The sequence below is a fragment of the Microvenator marinus genome (genome assembly GCF_007993755.1).
Lineage (GTDB): Bacteria > Myxococcota_A > Bradymonadia > Bradymonadales > Bradymonadaceae > Allomicrovenator > Allomicrovenator marinus.
In genome coordinates this window covers 1,567,621-1,583,197 of sequence record NZ_CP042467.1, presented here as the reverse complement: position 1 = coordinate 1,583,197, position 15,577 = coordinate 1,567,621, and the positions used below count along the sequence as shown (strand labels likewise).

Here is a 15,577-nt window from a genome sequence, read left to right as displayed (position 1 = left end):
GCTCGAAGGCTGGACGGACGTGGCATCAAAACGTATCTAGAACCTATGAAACTAGGATTGAATTTCTCGTGACTGATGGGAGTCACAAGGCACACATCGTGTTTTTAGACATGGAGAAGGAATTTATGAAGACGATTGGATTGGCACTTAGTGCCCTTGGTACCTCGATGTTGTTGGTCTCCTGCGGTGGTCCGCAAGACCCTAAATTTGAAATGAATCAGGCTGAAATGGGACCGAACTTGAAAGGTCCTCGCCAGGGCGTCTATCTGCGCGCCTCGTTCGATGATGATCCGAGCCACTTCATCGGTCGTTTCATCTCCAACGAACTTTCGAATGACGAAATCGACGAGAACCGCGGCGTTCAGACGCAATGTTCGAGCTTCGTGACCTACAAAGAAGTGGGTTCGACCGGTAATTTCGACGAATATTACAACAGCTCCACAGAAGTGACGGCAAACCTCGGAATCGAGCCTACGAGCGCGGTAGAGGGCGGTCCTGAAGGAAGCGGTAACTTCGGGCACGAGTCCGGAACTTCCCTCCGTGTGAAGTACCAGCTCAAGAAGAAGCTCGTGGCGCATGTTGAGGATCCGGTTGGGTTCCAGGCATGCTGCGATTCCGCACCCGGAAACTGCACGAATCGTTTTGTGGGTGAGTTCTGGTATGGCGACGGTGAGATTTACGAGAAGACTGGCCGAGCAACGGGTGGAGACGCCTCTGCCAATATTCCTGGCAAAGGCTCCGGCGGTCTCGAAGTCGCCGACGGTTGGGCATGGCGCCGCGGCACCAATTTCACAGATATGTACTTCGCGTTCCGCGTGGTCGACCGCGTCTCGATGGACGATTGCGGCTGGGTCAATCAGCTTCCAAAGAGCGATTCGGGTCAGTACTTCGTAGGCGTGTCGCCTCCGTCACCGACCGAAGATATCGCGCGTACTGCAGCCATGCGCCACGCACGAACACAAGTTGTGCAGTTCCTCGGAGAGACCATCGTTTCAGCCACTTCCAACACGTCGAGTGTGGTTGAGGGATACGTCAATAGCACCAACGTCGTGAATACCGTGGCCGAAGGAATCGCGAACTTCGTCAAGGACGACCGATATTGCGCGGCAGAAACCCAAGAAACTCCGAAAGGTACGATGTACGTCTCGCGAGTGCTTGCGTTCTTCCCTCAGGACAAGGCACAGGAAGCCAAAGAAGCTACAGTGGATGCGGTTGAGAAGGAACTCGAAGCCGATGGCAAATTGACGCCAGAGGTTAAGACCGAACTCGAGAAAGCACGACGAGGTCAGTGATGAGATACCAGGTGTTGGCAGGATTAGTCGCTATGGGCTTGTTGCAGGGTTGTGCGTCAATGACGGCAATCCCGCAGTACAAGATGGTTGATAGCGTAACCACCACAACCTCGGCCGCAGGGGAAGCGAGTTGGCCGGAGCTCAACGATTGGCCGCAGGCGAATCAGTCTTCGAATGATGTCGCCGTGATTGTGGCTGTGGAAGATTACGCGTTTCTTCCAGACGTTGTTGGAGCGACGGCGAATGCCAACGCCTGGGAATCTTACTTCCGCAATGCGCGCGGAATGTCCGAGGTCTACGTGCTGACGGACAAGCAGGCGACCGCCGAGGAAATTCGGCGTTTCGCTGACCAAGCCGTTCAGAACGCAAAACCGGACGCCGCACTTTGGTTCGTGTTTATCGGACATGGTGCGGCACTTAAAGATGGTTCGGACGGCGCGCTCATCGGCATGGATGCTCAGCAAACGGTCGTGAGTATCGGGGCGCGCTCCGTGCCAAGAGCCGAGCTCGTGTCTACCTTGGAAAAGGGCAAGCAGGCCCAAACCGTGGTCATTCTAGACGCGTGTTTCTCGGGTCGAGATACCAGCGGTAACCTCTTGGCTGAAGGCACTCAACCTGTGGTGCCCGTGACGGGCGTGCCCAATTCTGTGGGCAACGGAACTGTCATCCTGTCTGCTGCCGGCGGAGATGAGGTAGCGGGTCAACTCCCGGGGCTTGAGCGCCCAGCGTTCACGTATATGCTCCTTGGGGCATTGCGCGGCTGGGCGCCGACTTCGGATAACCAGGTGAGCGCTGAAGAAGCGCTGGTTTGGACTCAGCAACAATTTAGGAATTTGAAAGGGCGTCAACAAACGCCTGGAATCGACGGTGACAAAGGCGTGGTGCTCGGCGTGTCTTTAGGCGAGGCCGATCCGGGTGTTGCGCGCATGATGCGTGGAGAAGGCGCCGTCAAGACCACCACGGTGACCGGTGGTATGGTGGACACAGAGAAAGGCTTTCTTTTCGTCAAACCCGCGGATTGGGGATTTGGTCCGGTCTATGGTCCGATCCTCGTCGCGCTTAAGAATACCTACGGGCCTGGTGAGATTTCGATCGAGCAGTACCGTTGGTCTCAGGGGGAAGCTGCCTGGTTGCTCGATGGCTCGGGTGCTAACGACGGAATGGAAGTTGAGGTTCTGGAGAAGCAGAAGACCACGTATGGCGACTACACGGGGCTAGAGCGCCTTCTGGTAGATCGTGATCCTACGTTCGGTGGGTACTCTTTGGAGTTCAACACTTATCAGGCAAACGCTGCTTACCGGTTCCGGTTGGTCTCTCCCAATAAGGCCGGAATCGAGGAAGGCCGCCCCGTACTTCAAGAATTGGTGAAGAACGCCATTTTTCAATGAAATTTCGATACGTGATGAAGAATATGAAAAAGCTGCTGATGGCGATTCTCTTGGCTGGTTGCTCCAGTGCCCCCGAAGTCACAGAAGAACCGGTCAAGGAAACCAAGGTTGTGCAACCGCTGACTGAGTCGGCGTGCATGGGTAACCGAGTGCCACCTACCAACTATATTCAGGAAACGGCGTTTGCGTCTCTTACCGATGCTAACCCCGCAGAGACCGCCAAATTGCGGGCCATGGCCTCGTTGCGCGACAGATTATGCCAGGGTTATCGATGCGGAGAGATCGAGTCGCGTCTGACCCTTTGGAATACCGAACAGGACACGGAACGTGTTTGCGCTATGGTGGTTATCGACGCCGCCGATGTGGACGCGATTATGGCCGCTCCACGGGCGACGCTCAAAGAAGACCTCTTCAAGAGTGCCCAAGAGATCGAGAACACCCTCAAGAACATGGGTAAGAAGAAGCTCGCCTTCGACAACGTCCGTGATTCGGGTGTGGATGGAGGTCCACGAGCTGAGTGGATGCTTAATGAGATGATCGCCGCGCTCTCCAAGACCAATATCGTCATGACTAGTCTTCCCAAAAATTGGAATGGCCTGGGTGTTCCAGACGGCGTCGATGGTGTTCTTTCCGGCAATATTACTCGAGTTCACGGGCGAGAAGCTCGGCTCGAGGTTCACTGGCGAATAAATTTTGGCGAGTCTTTTAAGGCTGCCTCCCCCGTAGCGTTTCCTGAAATGATTGGGCCGATTATCGATGCGAACACGGTTTTCCCGGACCTGCCAGACCAGAATTCCAAAGTGGCCCTTCGATTTGACTCAAGGCCCGGTGGAGCTCTTTGTGCAGGTCAAACCACCAAGATGAAGTTGGCGGTTGCGGAACCCCTTCATGTGCGAGTCGTCAATCTTTACGGCAAAGACGAAGGGCTTGTGATTTGGTCGAGCGACGGCCCGGTCAAGCCCGGCAAGGATATCGATCTGGGTGAGTTCATGGCTGTTCCTGGGCCTACAACAGCGGCCGAAAGATTTTTGGTGGTGGCTGCCAAAGACCCCAAAGACTTGGGCGAGCTCGTGGCATCTCCGGTGCCGTGCAAAATCCCTCAGACTTACGCCAATGAGCTCGGTCAGGGGCGCGGAATCAAGGACGGCGCAAAGCGCTACACCACGAGCAGGAGCTTCAGGATCATGGAAGGTCCGGAGTGTTCTCAATTCCAAGCTCCGCCGGCCGCTGCGATGGAAGGCCTAGCATCCTGCTGGTGATTTCAAATCCAATCGGTGAGGGGATTGCGTCATGACATCCATGTCATGATTCCGGGGTTTGAGTTCGTCTCCACCTTTCCGGCAAAACGCTAAACGCCTTTAACTGACTACCTTTTTGGGCAACTTTTTGTAGTTGGCAGGTCCTTTGCAACATTCCTTCGTTAGTAGAGAGAGAACTCTACGACGGAGGCAGTCATGCAAGTAGTATCGCGTTGGAAAATCGAGGAGAAAGTCGTTGAACTCCTGCACGAGCACGGGCGCGCTCGAATGCGAGGAAAGTGGGAGTTTCGCGTGGATGGTGAAGTTAAGCTCTACGGTACTGGAACTATTCGGCAGGCGTGGGAAGCAATCTATCTACGTCGAAAACTTCCTTAGTCCTTTTGAAGAGCGGTTATCTCAAGGTCATGCGCAGCACTTCCATCGAGCGGCATGCCGGCCCGTAGAGGGTCTCGCCGCAAATTCTTGAGAAGTAGGAGAGCGCGGCCTGTTTGTCGGGTGTCTGGACATTGAACTCGGATTTCATCACGCCACACGCCTGTTCTTCGCCCATCGCACACCCATAATTCAGCGGCTCCAACGCGAGCGAACGGTCACTCACGCTCAGGCCAAAATTTGTGCAACCCCTGAAAAAACCAGCTTCACAGGCCTCTTTGTAGAGTTCGACACCACGGGCGGTATCCTGCGGGATTCCGTGACCATTTTGGAGCGCCCAAGCGAGATTATTGCAACCTACGCCATCGCCAGCGTCACAAGCTTTTTGCGCATATTCAACGCCCACGTTTACATTCTTTTTCACCCCGATACCCCCAAAATAATAATGGGAGACACTGCCACAAGCTACGGTCAACCCTAGCTCGCAGGCCCTCAGTGTGTATTCGAACGCGAGGGCATCGTTCTTCTCTACGCCGGACCCATTTTGGTACATAAAGCCCAGCGCGGAGCAGGCCTCAGCCTGATCCTCGTGGCAGGTCAGGCCGTAAATTTCCGCTGCGAGTTCTTGGTCTTGTGGGTAGCCGAGTCCAAACTCGAAATGCCATGCGAGATTGGTGCACCCATTGTAGTCTCCAAGCCTGCAGGCCTTGTCAAAGAGTTGTGCTGCAGCCACGTCATCTCGAGCGAAGACGCGACCTTCACGAAACATGATGCCGTGATTGGTACACCCACCCCCATCACCGAGGTCGCATGCCTTATCATAAGCCAGAAACGCCTCTTGGAGATTTTCCGGGGTCTTTGAGGCCGCGGCTTCCAGTAGCCAACCCGTATTTCGGCAGCCCACGGCATCCTTGAGCTCGCACGCCTTTCTACTCAATTCCAACGCGCGATCTTTGTTGGCCTCAACACCGAGTCCGTGAATATAGGCAAATCCCAGACGGGTACACGCGGGCCCGTAATCCTTCTCACACGCCACTTCGTAGTAGAGTGCAGCCAAAGATGGATCGAGGTCGGCCTGTTCTAGCCCAAGGCGCACGCAGGCTTCGGGTTCGCATACCGGTCGCGCTTGAACGGGTTCCTGTGTGGCAGCAGGTGGCGCCGGAGTAGAGCAGGCGCCCACTGCACCAAGCAATGCCAAAAAGAGGCTAAGAGGAGCGTTGGAACGCATAGAATGCCCCTCCAAGTCCCAAGACTTGAGTGAGTTCGTCGAGAGCAGCCCGATTGAGGTCGATCCAAGTCGGGTCCTGAAGGTCAGCCTCGCTCAATCGGTCTGGATAGTGCTTCTCCACCCAAGTCCTCAGGGATGCGATCATGCTCGCGTCGACCAGACACTTCACGCCTTCCAAATCTTCATCGCGCATCGGGACCCGAAGCCTCAAACACGCCGGTCCTCCGCCATTTCGCATGGATTCGTCCAACGCCAAGACCTTCACATCGGCGAACACTCCTTGCTCCGAAAGGCGTCGGACTTCGTTTTTGACCGACTCGATTTCATCCACTTGTCTTGGGGCAATAAGGGTCCGGCCTAGCGGTCCGGTGACGATCTGGGAGTTGAAGAGGTAGCTCTTAACAGCGTCTTCCACGCTGACATCTTCAGCTCGGACTTCCACAACTTCCAAACTAGGGAAGGCCGTTTGGAGTTTCTGGAGTTCGTCGGGCTCGAACGCATACTCGTGGCCAAAGAGAAGATTTTCGTGGTTTACGCTTATGACGTCGTTATGAAAGACGCCTTGGTCAATGGAACTTGCGCGTTGCCGAAGGAACACGCTTCGGTCAGCAACGCCGTGGCGTGCTGCGACCAATTGACTGGCCGCGAGGAATTGTCTTGGACGGTGTTTTGAAGGAGCCGGATCGCCAGGTGCTCCATAGACAAAAACCTCCACGTAGTTTTCGTCGCTCCCAAAGGTCATATGGTTCGCGGCGCCTTCATCTCCAAGCTCGGTGTGGGAAAAGAGGGGGGCATGATGCACAAAGCTAGGGCCAGAAAAGATTTGTCTTAGCGAATGCGCTGTGAACTCTACTTCTGCGGCGCGATGAAGTTGGGCGCTTAGGTTGGCTGGTGTGAAGTGAATTCGTCCCTGGTGACGCGTCACAGTGGCGGCATTGGCCACCCACATCGAAGATGCCGACATTGAGATTTTTGCCAGCCGTGGCTGTGCGCGCCACGCCTTATCAAAGACTTCCGAATCCGAGCCTTCAAACCCGCACGCGCGCAGGAACCCAAGATTGGGCCTCTCGTGTGGAGGCAGAACTCCCTGACGTAGCCCCAATTCAAGGAGCAACGCCATCTTGCCCAGGCCCTCAAGCGCAGCCCGTTTGGGTGACGAGTGTCTTCCCTGGTTGTTTTGAGAAGCCAGATTGCCGTGGCCAAGTCCTGCAAAATTGTGCGTCAGGCCGACAAGTCCGTCGTAGTTAACGGTGTGAATCATCTAGTAATCGTCGGAGTCTTCCAGAGTTTCCTGCATCTCCTCGAGCGCCATCATGAGTCCTTCGTACTCTTCATTGGCATCTTCGAGTTCTTGCAATATCTCCACAACTTCCGCGCCTCTGAATTTGGCCGAGCACGTCAGCCAATCTTGATCTCGTTCGACCTCCACAAAGAGCGTCTCTTGCCAGCCCTTCTTGAGCCGTTCGATTCCGAAGACGACACGCAAAGGTTCGTCCTCTTCTGCGTTAAAATCAACTTCCGCTAGCTCGAGGTCTTCGTAGGTAACTTCGACCGAAAAGAATGTCGCATCGTCTTCAACGGTATGCTCAATCAATGACACGTGCCACCTCAGTGAAGGTTGGTTTTTCTTGCTATTATCACACGGGAATCAAGTGGCAAGCACTTATTCAACACATTGGCCTGCCGCGCAGGTTCCGTAGGTTTCCGAGTCGATTCTACAAGTCCTCCCATTGCACGGTGCGAGGTCACAATCACAGGCACAGCGGTCATCTTGGGAGCATTCAGATTGTCCCGAGCAGCTTCCACAGAAGATGGCTACGCGCCGGTCCCCACAATTGTCGAAATCGGTCACGAGACCACAATTCTTATTAAGTCTGGCACAAAACTCGGTGTTCGTTTCGGCGGCGCACCCACACACGTTGTCTTCACCGTCACCGCCGCAAGTCTCGGGAGTCTCGCAGGTGTCACCGCACGAAACGGTGCGCAACACGCCGCAACTATCTTGGATTTCTAACGTGCCACATTCCGCGTTGGCTTGTTCGCAAAGTTGAGCTTCTGTTTCTGCAGCGTCGCATCCACACACGTTCGGAGTTTGTGCGCCACATTCAAGCGGTGCCTCGCAGTCGCCACAAGGGATGACCACGGTAACTCCGCAGTTATTTACGCCCGAAACGGTGCCACAATCCTTTTGTAGTCGGTCACAAAACCCTTGGTTTGACTCTTCAAGGCAGGTGCAGTCGTCGGGGCTCTGGTCTGGGTTTGCGAGGTCTGGACAGTTATCACACGCATCGCCAAAGCCGTCCTCATCCGAATCTTCTTGGCCCGGATTAGGGACTTCAGGACAATTATCGTCAGTGTTGGCCACACCGTCGTTATCGTTATCACCGGGGCCCAAATCGGGCTGGTCCACCACGGCCATATCCTCGGAAGGAAGGCTCACCGACTCGGTATCGTACCACATATTGCAACCGCCCAACGCCCATGCGGCAACAATACTGACTAGAATGACGCCCGTACTATATGCTTTCATTGCACTATTCTACGCATAATTTATAAACCTGTACAAGCGGGCTTTGTCCGCTTGGGACGGACAGAGCCCGCTTGTTACATGAACACAATAGGCTGCAAACCTAGATAAGTGTAATTTTAGGTCACTAGTAATCTATGGTTCTACAAAATGGTGGAAATTGTTACATTTTGCACCATTCATCTGACGAGGAGAGAATGCCCTCGTCGACATAAAGGGAGCTCAAATCATGAACATTACGTGCTGGTCATGCCTTAAAGAGATCGAGGTAGGCGACCGAATTGGACGCACCGAAGAGTGCCCAAAATGTTATGCCGACCTTCATGTCTGCCGGATGTGTAAGTTCTGGGACACCTCGGCCGCGGGTGAATGTCGTGAGCCCAACGCCGACCGAGTTTTGAAGAAGGAGAAGTCCAATTTTTGCGACTATTTCTCCGTTCGCAACGATATTGAAGGCGACAACAAAATCTCAGACGCGAAGGCCAAGCTCGACGCGCTATTTAAGAATCTTTAGTTTGACCTCGGCCACGTTTGTGTCCAAGATCTCGCTGACCTAGACGTAAAAGGAGCAAGCGCGTGAAGTATCTAGTAGCACTTTTAATGGGATTCATGTTCGTGGGTTGTGGCGAGGACGAAGGGGAGCCAGCCGAAGGCGATCGCTCAGAACAAATCGCGGCGCTAAGCGCGGATGCGACCGCCGGCGAGGCCACATACACACAGGTGTGCGCGGTATGCCACGGCCCCGATGGAACAGGCACCGCAACAGGAAATTCGCTGGTCGAGTCCAACTTCACCAAGTCCATGATCATCGACATCATCATCGAAGGGCAGGGTGATATGGCTTCCTACGCAAGCCTTCCAGATCAAGACATCGCCAACGTGACGGCTTACGTGATGCTCTTCCAAGAATAAGACCGGGGCATCATGAGCTTCTTTCAGAATCGAGTTGCTGTCATCACTGGTGCCGCATCAGGGATAGGGCGTGCGCTCGCCCTGGAATTGGCCCAGCGAGGTGCACGTGTCGCTATCTCGGACATTGATTCGGCCGGACTTCGTGTCACCGAAGGCGAAGTTCTCGAGTTCGGGGCGGAATGTCTTGCCTTCGACATGGACGTGGCAAACCACGAGAGTTTTCGGGAGTTCCGCGATCTGATTCTAAGCAGGTTTGAGCGCGTCGATCTCCTCTTCAACAACGCGGGTGTAGCCCTGCGATCAAGCGTAGAAGAAACCTCTCGCGAGGATTTTGATTGGCTGATGCGGATCAATTTCTGGGGGGTTGTCTCCGGAACACAGCTCTTCCTGGAGCCCATGCGAGCCCAAAACTCTGGGCATATCATCAATATATCCAGCGTCTTCGGCATCATCGGAGTCCCAACTCAAGCAGCCTACAATGCTTCTAAATTTGCGGTGCGAGGGTTCACTGAGGCCCTGAGGCAGGAGCTGGTGCTGGAAAAATCCGGTGTCAAGGCGAGCTGCGTTCATCCTGGCGGTATCAAGACCAATATCGCTCGAAACGGGCGCATGAGGGCTTTGAGTCGTTTTGATGAGTCGCAAGACCCGGTGAAGTCATTTGACAAGATGGCCCGAACGACACCCGAGGATGCTGCCAAGATCATTCTTCGTGGCGTGGAGCGCGGAGATGCTCGTGTTTTGGTGGGAGCGGACGCTCACGCCATTGATCTGGTTCAGCGACTCTTGCCCGTGAGATATCAAAGTTTGGTCATGCGATTTTTTGCCCAGAGTTTTCGTCCTAAGGCTTGAACAGAGATGCCTTGAACAACTCTGGCAAACCTGATTAGCTTTCCTTCATGTGTACCAAACCTCACCTTATTCTCATGGCTTTGGGAAGCTTGCTCTTATTGGCGCCCAACGCCTACGCCAAGCCACCGTCCAGCGCCGTGAAAGCTGCCGTTGAAGGTCTAAAACCTGAGCTGCACCGCTGCTACGTCGACCTCGTTCCTGCTTCGGACCGTGTAGAGCATGGCAACAATGCGAATGTCGAGGTTCGGGTGGATTACTCAGGTCGCGCGCAGGTTCTCTTCAAGAACACAACATTGACTCAGGTGGCGGCGCGAGAGTGCATGCTCGGCGTCTTGAGACGTGCAAAGATGCCTGCAAACGGCGAATTATGGGATGCCGAGATATACCTTGGGATGGATTCGGAATTGGGCAAATGGGTGGTTCGAGTCGCCGAATCTGGAGCCACCACACAGGATATGCTCGCCGTGGTGAATGAGAATTTGGGAGCGCTGATTGCGTGTTTTGAGGAGCGACGAAAACAAAAGCCAGGCCTAAAGGGTGGTGTAGAGCTGGTGCTCACTATTTCCACAAGCGGCCGTGTTCAAGAGGCTGAATTGGCGAAGAATACGGTCGCCGACCCCGAGGTGGGCCGTTGTGTGTTGAAAAAGGTGGAGTCCCTCGAGTTTCCTCGCCCCGCCTCACTCGCAATTTTGAGGGTGCCCATTGAATTCAGTGCGGAGTAGAGTGTCCGGGTAATCACAGGGGATTCGACATGGATTTGGAGCCAGGCGCCATTTTTGAGGGGAGATACGAGGTTGAAAGCCTTATAGGGCAGGGAGCCTTCGCGCGCGTTTACAAGGCAAAGCAGAAAGACCTGGGCCGTACGGTTGCGCTGAAGGTTCTGCACACCCTCGATCGAAACGTGGAGAAGGTGGAGGAGGCGAAACTCCGATTTGCGCGCGAAGTCAAGGTTATCAGCCGACTGAACGAGCCACACACCATCACCGTGTATGACCATGGAACAAGCGAGAGCGGTCTGGTCTACATGGTGACCGAACATGTAGAAGGGAGGACCCTCAAAGATTGGATGGAAGAGAATCCGAGGCCGGGCTGGGAAGAGATTCTGCACATCATCCGGCAGGTGCTCTACAGCCTCGCAGAGGCGCATGCGCACGGCATTATTCATCGAGATATCAAGCCTGCGAATATCATGATTTTTGATCTTCCTGGGCGAACCAATCAGGTCAAAGTCTTGGACTTTGGCATCGCGAGGGCGTTCGATGAAGAAGGTGATGACTCTGTGCGTGTCTCGGTGACCAAGCGCGGCAGATGTGTGGGAACACCTGGCTACATGGCTCCCGAACAGCTTCGCGGCGAAGAATTGGGGCCTCAGGCAGATCTCTACGCGGTCGGGATTATCGCATACGAACTGGTCAACGGTGAGCCTGCCTTCAAGACCATGAGCGAGTTCGAGGCTGCTGCATTGCAGCTGAACGAGGATAGCCTGCAGCTTGAGTATCTGGAGGGGTTTCCGAACCCACTCATGGATGCCATCAATACCATGCTGAAAAAGCGTGTTGATGCGCGGCCGCAAAATGCCTCGAAGGCCTTGGAGCTTCTGGAAGGGCTTGAGGTGCAGCAGGTTAAGGAAGAATCAAAGAAAAGAGCCACAATCCTCTGGGGAGTTGTGGCTCTATTGGCGATCATCGCGTTCTTGGCGTTTGGCCTTGTCCTAACCCGATAACTTAGAAGTTATTGAAGTCGTCGGGAGTCACTACGTCAGGGTCTGGATCTGCGTTGTTTGAAAACTCGTTTGGTCCATCGCATGCGTCTTCAAACTCCTCGCACTCGGGTGACTCCAACACATCGAAGAAATCGGAAGGTGGTGGGTTGCTGATATCATCGCATGTAAACGAGGCAAGCTCGGCGAGAAGAGGGACGCTGCTGTTCACGCAAGCCTCAAACTGTCCAACGGTGGCGTCACAACTCGAGTCCTCGTCATTGAAACACGTGATGTCTTCCGTCGAAATCTGACTCAGACAGTCTTCGAGATACTCCCTACACAAAGCTGAGTCTCCACCCTCCTCTGCTGCCGCACCAACTGAGGCTGCCTCGCAGAACACCTCGGCCGCGTCCCTTCCACCAAGTGCGTTTTCCAAAGCACCAGTGGCCTCTTGACAAAGTTCGCCCTTGTCAAAGTCATCAAGTTCGGAAATCAGGCTCGAGTCATTGCTGAAGTTGACGGTGGTTCCGCCACCGCCGGTTCCTCCACCACCGCCTCCGCCAGTTCCTCCACCGCCGGAACCACCACCATCGGTACCTCCGCCACCACTAGGCGTGCCTCCACCAAGGAAGGACGAGCCAGGCGTGGTCGAGTTGCCCTCTGCGGTTGGTTCTCCTACTGGGCTAAAGACCGGCGGAGCGTTAGATGTATCGGCGCTACCGTCTCCGGACTTAGGTGTGCCGCCAACGCAAGCGGTCAGTGAAAGTGCGGACAAACAAATCAAATATTTCTTCATAAAAAACCTCCGAAGGCCGTAATCTTGAGTACTTTGCAAAGATACGCAAGAGATAGTTTTGCATCAAATCTCAAAGTGTCTTCTCTAATACTCTCGGATATACACGATTATCCCTTGAGGAGTTAGTCATGGGCCAAGATTGGGAAAAACTGGCAGGGGAAAAAGGAGAGCGGGTCTCATCGGGAAAGTTTGAACGCATGTTCAAACTCGGATCGGTGAGTGCTTCAGTCGCCGCGTCCTCCTTTGCCGGAAAGATGAAGCGATTCGTCAAGGGTGACGCTGGCGAAGACGAGCTTCGCGACAATTACCGCAAGAATGCGGCGAAGATCACTCAAGCTTTGGGCCAACTCAAGGGCGCGTCAATGAAGGTCGGTCAGATGCTTTCGGCGGATCCCGAGTTGATTCCACCAGAGTTTGCCGAGGGGCTATCGGCCCTGCAGCGCGACGCACCGCCCATGACATGGAATACTTTGAAGTCCACGCTCGAAGAGGCGCTCGACCAGCCTTTGGAGTCGGTGTTTCGCCATTTTGATCCGGAGCCGGTTGGCGCGGCCAGTATCGGTCAGGTGCATCGTGGAACCTTGCTCACCGGAGAGAAAGTAGCAGTTAAGGTTCAGTACCCTGGGGTGGCGGATGCCCTCGAGAGCGACCTCGAAGCCTTGAAATCTATGATCGGCTTTGGTCAACCTTTTGTGGAGCGTGAGCGACTCGATCGCTATTTCGCGGAGATCAAAGAAGTTTTGATGACCGAGGCGGACTATCTGCGCGAGGCTGATGAACTCGAGCGATGGCAAGAAATACTGACGGCGAAGCCGTTTCTTCAAGCGCCCAAGCCTTTCAAAGAGTTCACGCGCAAGAATGTGCTCGTTATGGAGTTCATTGAGGGTGATAAGCTCGATGTGGCGATCGAGAAGATGGACGAGGACGAAAAAGAGCTCTGGCTTCGTCGTTGGATCGAGATCTACGTCTGGATGTTCCATGAGCTCTCAGAGCTTCATGCCGACCCGCATCCCGGGAACTTTCTCTTCTCCACGCGAGACGGCCAAACCGTGTTAACCCTCCTGGATTTTGGGTGCGTACGAAAGTTCGATCCCGCGTTTACCGACGGAATTTTGGAGCTTTTGGACACCTGCTGGCAGGACGACCCAGAGCGTGCTGTGGAGATTTACCAACGCATTGGATTTGGTGGAGAACGGCTCGACTTTTCGACCCTTTCGCCAAGTTTGGTAGCGCAATACCACGATATCGTTCTGACGCCGTTTTTGCGCGACGAAGCGTTCGATTTTGGCAATTGGCAGCCAGCGTTTGAGTCCAAAAAGTTTATGATGAGCAATCCAGCATTCCTCGCTTTGACTCCACCTCCCGACGCCTTGATGTACTTCCGGGTCTTGAGCGGTATCAAGGGGTTGCTTGGACGCTTCGGCGCGCAAATCAACGTTTACCCGCTTGCGGTGGAAACAGCTCGGCGGCGTGGTGTGCTTACTGACACGTCTCAATAGGGCATGGTATCTTCTGCTGCGAACAATAGTAGGAGGCCGGAATTGAAGACTCTCTTAGTGCCAGTACTGGTGATTTCTTCAGGATTGTTGGTGGGATGTCGGAGTTTGGATTCGCTTGAGACGGGCCCTTGTTTGGAGGAAGCCATCGCGGGCGAAGCGATGACCTGTTCAGTCGGCGGGACCGAACGCGAATACGACCTCGTGTTGCCGGCGGATTATAATCCGGAGACGCCAACGGGCTTAGTTATTGTGCTCCACGGTGGTGGTGGAAACAAATCGGCAACATTGCGCACCACGTGCCCGTGGGGCGATATCGACGATCCGGAATGCCTCCACGCCGTTGCTACGGAACACAGCCTGGCCGTGGTTGCGCCAAACGGTACCGATGGATTTCTGGATGCCAGATCCTGGAACGCTGGAGGCGGAGGCGATGGTTTCAGGTGCGTGGGTGGGAATGCTTGTGATGAGAATACTGATGATATCGCGTTTACCGAAGCCCTGCTCGACGATATCGCCACCCGAATGAATCTCGACTCCGGACGAGTTTACGTCACCGGAATTAGCAACGGAGGCGCAATGGCGCACAGGCTCGCCTGTGAGCTCCCTGAGAGGATTACGGCTATTGCGGCTGTGGGTGGAGCCAATCAGTTCACCACGAACGCCACGTGCGACCCTGCGATCACGATTCCAATCCTCCAAGTTCACGGAACTGAGGATCCATGCTGGCGCTTTGAGGGAGGTGAGCCTAACTGCCCGGTGGGTCAGCGTGACAAAAAGTTTGTCTCTGTCGCGCGGACGATGAGCGAATGGTCGGCACTTAAACGCTGTTCTAGGACTCCTCTGGAAGACCAACTTCCCGACACGGAATCTGATGGAACGACGACCTTGAGACGTACGTGGCAGGAGTGTGCAACCGAACTCACTCTTTTGAAAATCGAAGGTGGAGGGCACACGTGGCCAAGGGGTTTTCAATACCTCGGCACCAATACGATTGGGCCGGTCCCCCAAGACTGGGGCAACGAAGTTATCGTCACTTTCTTCCTCAAACATCGACGTTAACGCGGACTTTGTTTGACATTCGCGTGGCATTGGGCAAACCTTCGGGCGCTTTTTGTGCCGGAGCCTCATGTCTACATCGAACCCCAAACCCGTAATCGTAGGTGTCGCAGGCGGCACGGGTTCTGGAAAAACCACGCTCGCTTATAAGGTTCTAGAAGGCGTGGGGGTTGGCGCAGCGCTTCTTTCGCACGATTGGTACTACAAGGATTTAGGGGAGTTGACGCTCGAAGAGAGGGCGTCGGTCAACTTCGACCATCCGAATAGTTTGGATAACGAACTCCTCATGGAGCACCTCCAGCTCTTGAAGGATGGTCAGACGATCGAAGCTCCGCAATACGACTTTGCGACGCACTCGCGTGTTCCACAGGGTGTTGAGATTAAGCCGTGTCCCGTGATCGTGGTCGAAGGGATTTTGCTCTTTGCGATCCCCGACCTACGTAGACTCTTCGACATCAAACTCTTTGTCGACACCGACGCTGATATTCGGGTGTTGCGGCGCGTGAGGCGCGATATTCGTGACCGCGGGCGCGACTTTGAGTCGATTCGCACTCAGTACTATCAGACCGTGCGGCCGATGCATCTCGAGTTCGTTGAGCCGTCCAAACGGTGGGCCGATTTGATCATTCCGGAAGGTGGCGAGAACGCGATCGCGCTCGATGTGATTATCGAGCGGCTTAAGCGCTTTACCGCTTAG

Annotated in this window: 17 protein-coding genes; 12 read left to right on the top strand and 5 right to left on the bottom strand. The window is 54.5% G+C overall.

Translation table 11 applies throughout. The annotated features are described in order from the left end of the window. The first annotated feature begins 125 nt into the window (after positions 1-125). From FRD01_RS06730 to FRD01_RS06715, 4 genes are all read left to right on the top strand, one after another. The gene (locus FRD01_RS06730) at positions 126-1,292 is read left to right on the top strand and encodes a hypothetical protein (RefSeq protein WP_146958626.1); all 1,167 of its coding nucleotides are present in this window, start codon (positions 126-128) and stop codon (positions 1,290-1,292) included. Next, positions 1,292-2,680 (top strand): caspase family protein, encoded by a 1,389-nt coding sequence (locus FRD01_RS06725; protein WP_146958625.1) that lies wholly within the window; start codon positions 1,292-1,294, stop codon positions 2,678-2,680. The genes FRD01_RS06730 and FRD01_RS06725 overlap by 1 nt, the downstream gene beginning before the upstream one ends. Positions 2,681-2,694: 14 nt before the next feature. After that, positions 2,695-3,939 (top strand): hypothetical protein, encoded by a 1,245-nt coding sequence (locus FRD01_RS06720; RefSeq protein ID WP_146958624.1) that lies wholly within the window; start codon positions 2,695-2,697, stop codon positions 3,937-3,939. Between the two features lie 195 nt (positions 3,940-4,134). Further along, on the top strand, positions 4,135-4,314 hold the full coding sequence (locus tag FRD01_RS06715) for a hypothetical protein (protein ID WP_146958623.1): 180 nt from the start codon (positions 4,135-4,137) through the stop codon (positions 4,312-4,314). 16 nt (positions 4,315-4,330) lie between these two features. Here the strand turns inward: FRD01_RS06715 and FRD01_RS06710 are convergent, their stop codons facing one another. The 4 genes from FRD01_RS06710 to FRD01_RS06695 all read right to left on the bottom strand — a co-directional run bounded on the left by FRD01_RS06710 (position 4,331) and on the right by FRD01_RS06695 (position 8,069). Next, positions 4,331-5,539: an SEL1-like repeat protein gene (locus tag FRD01_RS06710; protein WP_146958622.1), complete on the bottom strand. Its 1,209-nt coding sequence runs from the start codon at positions 5,537-5,539 to the stop codon at positions 4,331-4,333. After that, positions 5,517-6,800, bottom strand: a complete 1,284-nt coding sequence (locus tag FRD01_RS06705) for an N-succinylarginine dihydrolase (RefSeq protein WP_146958621.1) — start codon at positions 6,798-6,800, stop codon at positions 5,517-5,519. Before FRD01_RS06705 ends, FRD01_RS06710 begins: the two co-directional genes overlap by 23 nt. After that, positions 6,801-7,139: a hypothetical protein gene (locus tag FRD01_RS06700; RefSeq protein WP_146958620.1), complete on the bottom strand. Its 339-nt coding sequence runs from the start codon at positions 7,137-7,139 to the stop codon at positions 6,801-6,803. Positions 7,140-7,202: 63 nt separating this feature from the next. Beyond that, the gene (locus tag FRD01_RS06695) at positions 7,203-8,069 is read right to left on the bottom strand and encodes a thrombospondin type 3 repeat-containing protein (RefSeq protein ID WP_146958619.1); all 867 of its coding nucleotides are present in this window, start codon (positions 8,067-8,069) and stop codon (positions 7,203-7,205) included. Between the two features lie 226 nt (positions 8,070-8,295). Here FRD01_RS06695 and FRD01_RS06690 point away from each other — a divergent pair, with 226 nt between their 5' ends. The 5 genes from FRD01_RS06690 (at position 8,296) to FRD01_RS06670 (ending at position 11,550) form a co-directional block, all read left to right on the top strand. Then, positions 8,296-8,580: a hypothetical protein gene (locus tag FRD01_RS06690; protein ID WP_146958618.1), complete on the top strand. Its 285-nt coding sequence runs from the start codon at positions 8,296-8,298 to the stop codon at positions 8,578-8,580. Between the two features lie 62 nt (positions 8,581-8,642). Beyond that, entirely contained in the window at positions 8,643-8,978 is a 336-nt protein-coding gene (locus tag FRD01_RS06685; RefSeq protein WP_146958617.1) for a c-type cytochrome, read from the top strand. 12 nt (positions 8,979-8,990) lie between these two features. Then, entirely contained in the window at positions 8,991-9,827 is an 837-nt protein-coding gene (locus FRD01_RS06680; RefSeq protein WP_146958616.1) for an SDR family NAD(P)-dependent oxidoreductase, read from the top strand. Between the two features lie 47 nt (positions 9,828-9,874). Continuing rightward, entirely contained in the window at positions 9,875-10,549 is a 675-nt protein-coding gene (locus tag FRD01_RS06675; RefSeq protein ID WP_146958615.1) for an AgmX/PglI C-terminal domain-containing protein, read from the top strand. A gap of 29 nt (positions 10,550-10,578) precedes the next feature. Continuing rightward, positions 10,579-11,550 carry a serine/threonine protein kinase gene (locus FRD01_RS06670; protein ID WP_146958614.1) on the top strand — a complete coding sequence of 324 codons (972 nt, stop codon included), beginning with the start codon at positions 10,579-10,581 and terminating at the stop codon, positions 11,548-11,550. Between the two features lies 1 nt (position 11,551). Here FRD01_RS06670 and FRD01_RS06665 read toward each other — a convergent pair whose 3' ends face one another. Further along, positions 11,552-12,325, bottom strand: coding sequence for a hypothetical protein (locus tag FRD01_RS06665; RefSeq protein WP_146958613.1), 774 nt, complete (start codon positions 12,323-12,325; stop codon positions 11,552-11,554). A gap of 128 nt (positions 12,326-12,453) precedes the next feature. On the opposite strand from FRD01_RS06665, the gene FRD01_RS06660 reads away from it, so the two are divergent. The 3 genes from FRD01_RS06660 to udk all read left to right on the top strand — a co-directional run bounded on the left by FRD01_RS06660 (position 12,454) and on the right by udk (position 15,577). Further along, positions 12,454-13,824, top strand: a complete 1,371-nt coding sequence (locus FRD01_RS06660; protein WP_146958612.1) for an ABC1 kinase family protein — start codon at positions 12,454-12,456, stop codon at positions 13,822-13,824. Between the two features lie 42 nt (positions 13,825-13,866). Then, on the top strand, positions 13,867-14,883 hold the full coding sequence (locus tag FRD01_RS06655; RefSeq protein ID WP_249756069.1) for a CE1 family esterase: 1,017 nt from the start codon (positions 13,867-13,869) through the stop codon (positions 14,881-14,883). Positions 14,884-14,950: 67 nt separating this feature from the next. Next, entirely contained in the window at positions 14,951-15,577 is a 627-nt protein-coding gene (udk, locus tag FRD01_RS06650; RefSeq protein ID WP_146958610.1) for a uridine kinase, read from the top strand.

Coding starts and splice junctions, on each gene's coding strand:
- FRD01_RS06670 (WP_146958614.1), top strand. CDS start 10,579: ATGGATTTGGAGCCAGGCGCCATTTTTGAGGGGAGATACGAGGTTGAA.
- FRD01_RS06705 (WP_146958621.1), bottom strand. CDS start 6,800: ATGATTCACACCGTTAACTACGACGGACTTGTCGGCCTGACGCACAAT.
- FRD01_RS06710 (WP_146958622.1), bottom strand. CDS start 5,539: ATGCGTTCCAACGCTCCTCTTAGCCTCTTTTTGGCATTGCTTGGTGCA.
- FRD01_RS06720 (WP_146958624.1), top strand. CDS start 2,695: ATGAAGAATATGAAAAAGCTGCTGATGGCGATTCTCTTGGCTGGTTGC.
- FRD01_RS06730 (WP_146958626.1), top strand. CDS start 126: ATGAAGACGATTGGATTGGCACTTAGTGCCCTTGGTACCTCGATGTTG.
- FRD01_RS06725 (WP_146958625.1), top strand. CDS start 1,292: ATGAGATACCAGGTGTTGGCAGGATTAGTCGCTATGGGCTTGTTGCAG.
- udk (WP_146958610.1), top strand. CDS start 14,951: ATGTCTACATCGAACCCCAAACCCGTAATCGTAGGTGTCGCAGGCGGC.
- FRD01_RS06665 (WP_146958613.1), bottom strand. CDS start 12,325: ATGAAGAAATATTTGATTTGTTTGTCCGCACTTTCACTGACCGCTTGC.
- FRD01_RS06660 (WP_146958612.1), top strand. CDS start 12,454: ATGGGCCAAGATTGGGAAAAACTGGCAGGGGAAAAAGGAGAGCGGGTC.
- FRD01_RS06680 (WP_146958616.1), top strand. CDS start 8,991: ATGAGCTTCTTTCAGAATCGAGTTGCTGTCATCACTGGTGCCGCATCA.
- FRD01_RS06695 (WP_146958619.1), bottom strand. CDS start 8,069: ATGAAAGCATATAGTACGGGCGTCATTCTAGTCAGTATTGTTGCCGCA.
- FRD01_RS06675 (WP_146958615.1), top strand. CDS start 9,875: ATGTGTACCAAACCTCACCTTATTCTCATGGCTTTGGGAAGCTTGCTC.
- FRD01_RS06690 (WP_146958618.1), top strand. CDS start 8,296: ATGAACATTACGTGCTGGTCATGCCTTAAAGAGATCGAGGTAGGCGAC.
- FRD01_RS06715 (WP_146958623.1), top strand. CDS start 4,135: ATGCAAGTAGTATCGCGTTGGAAAATCGAGGAGAAAGTCGTTGAACTC.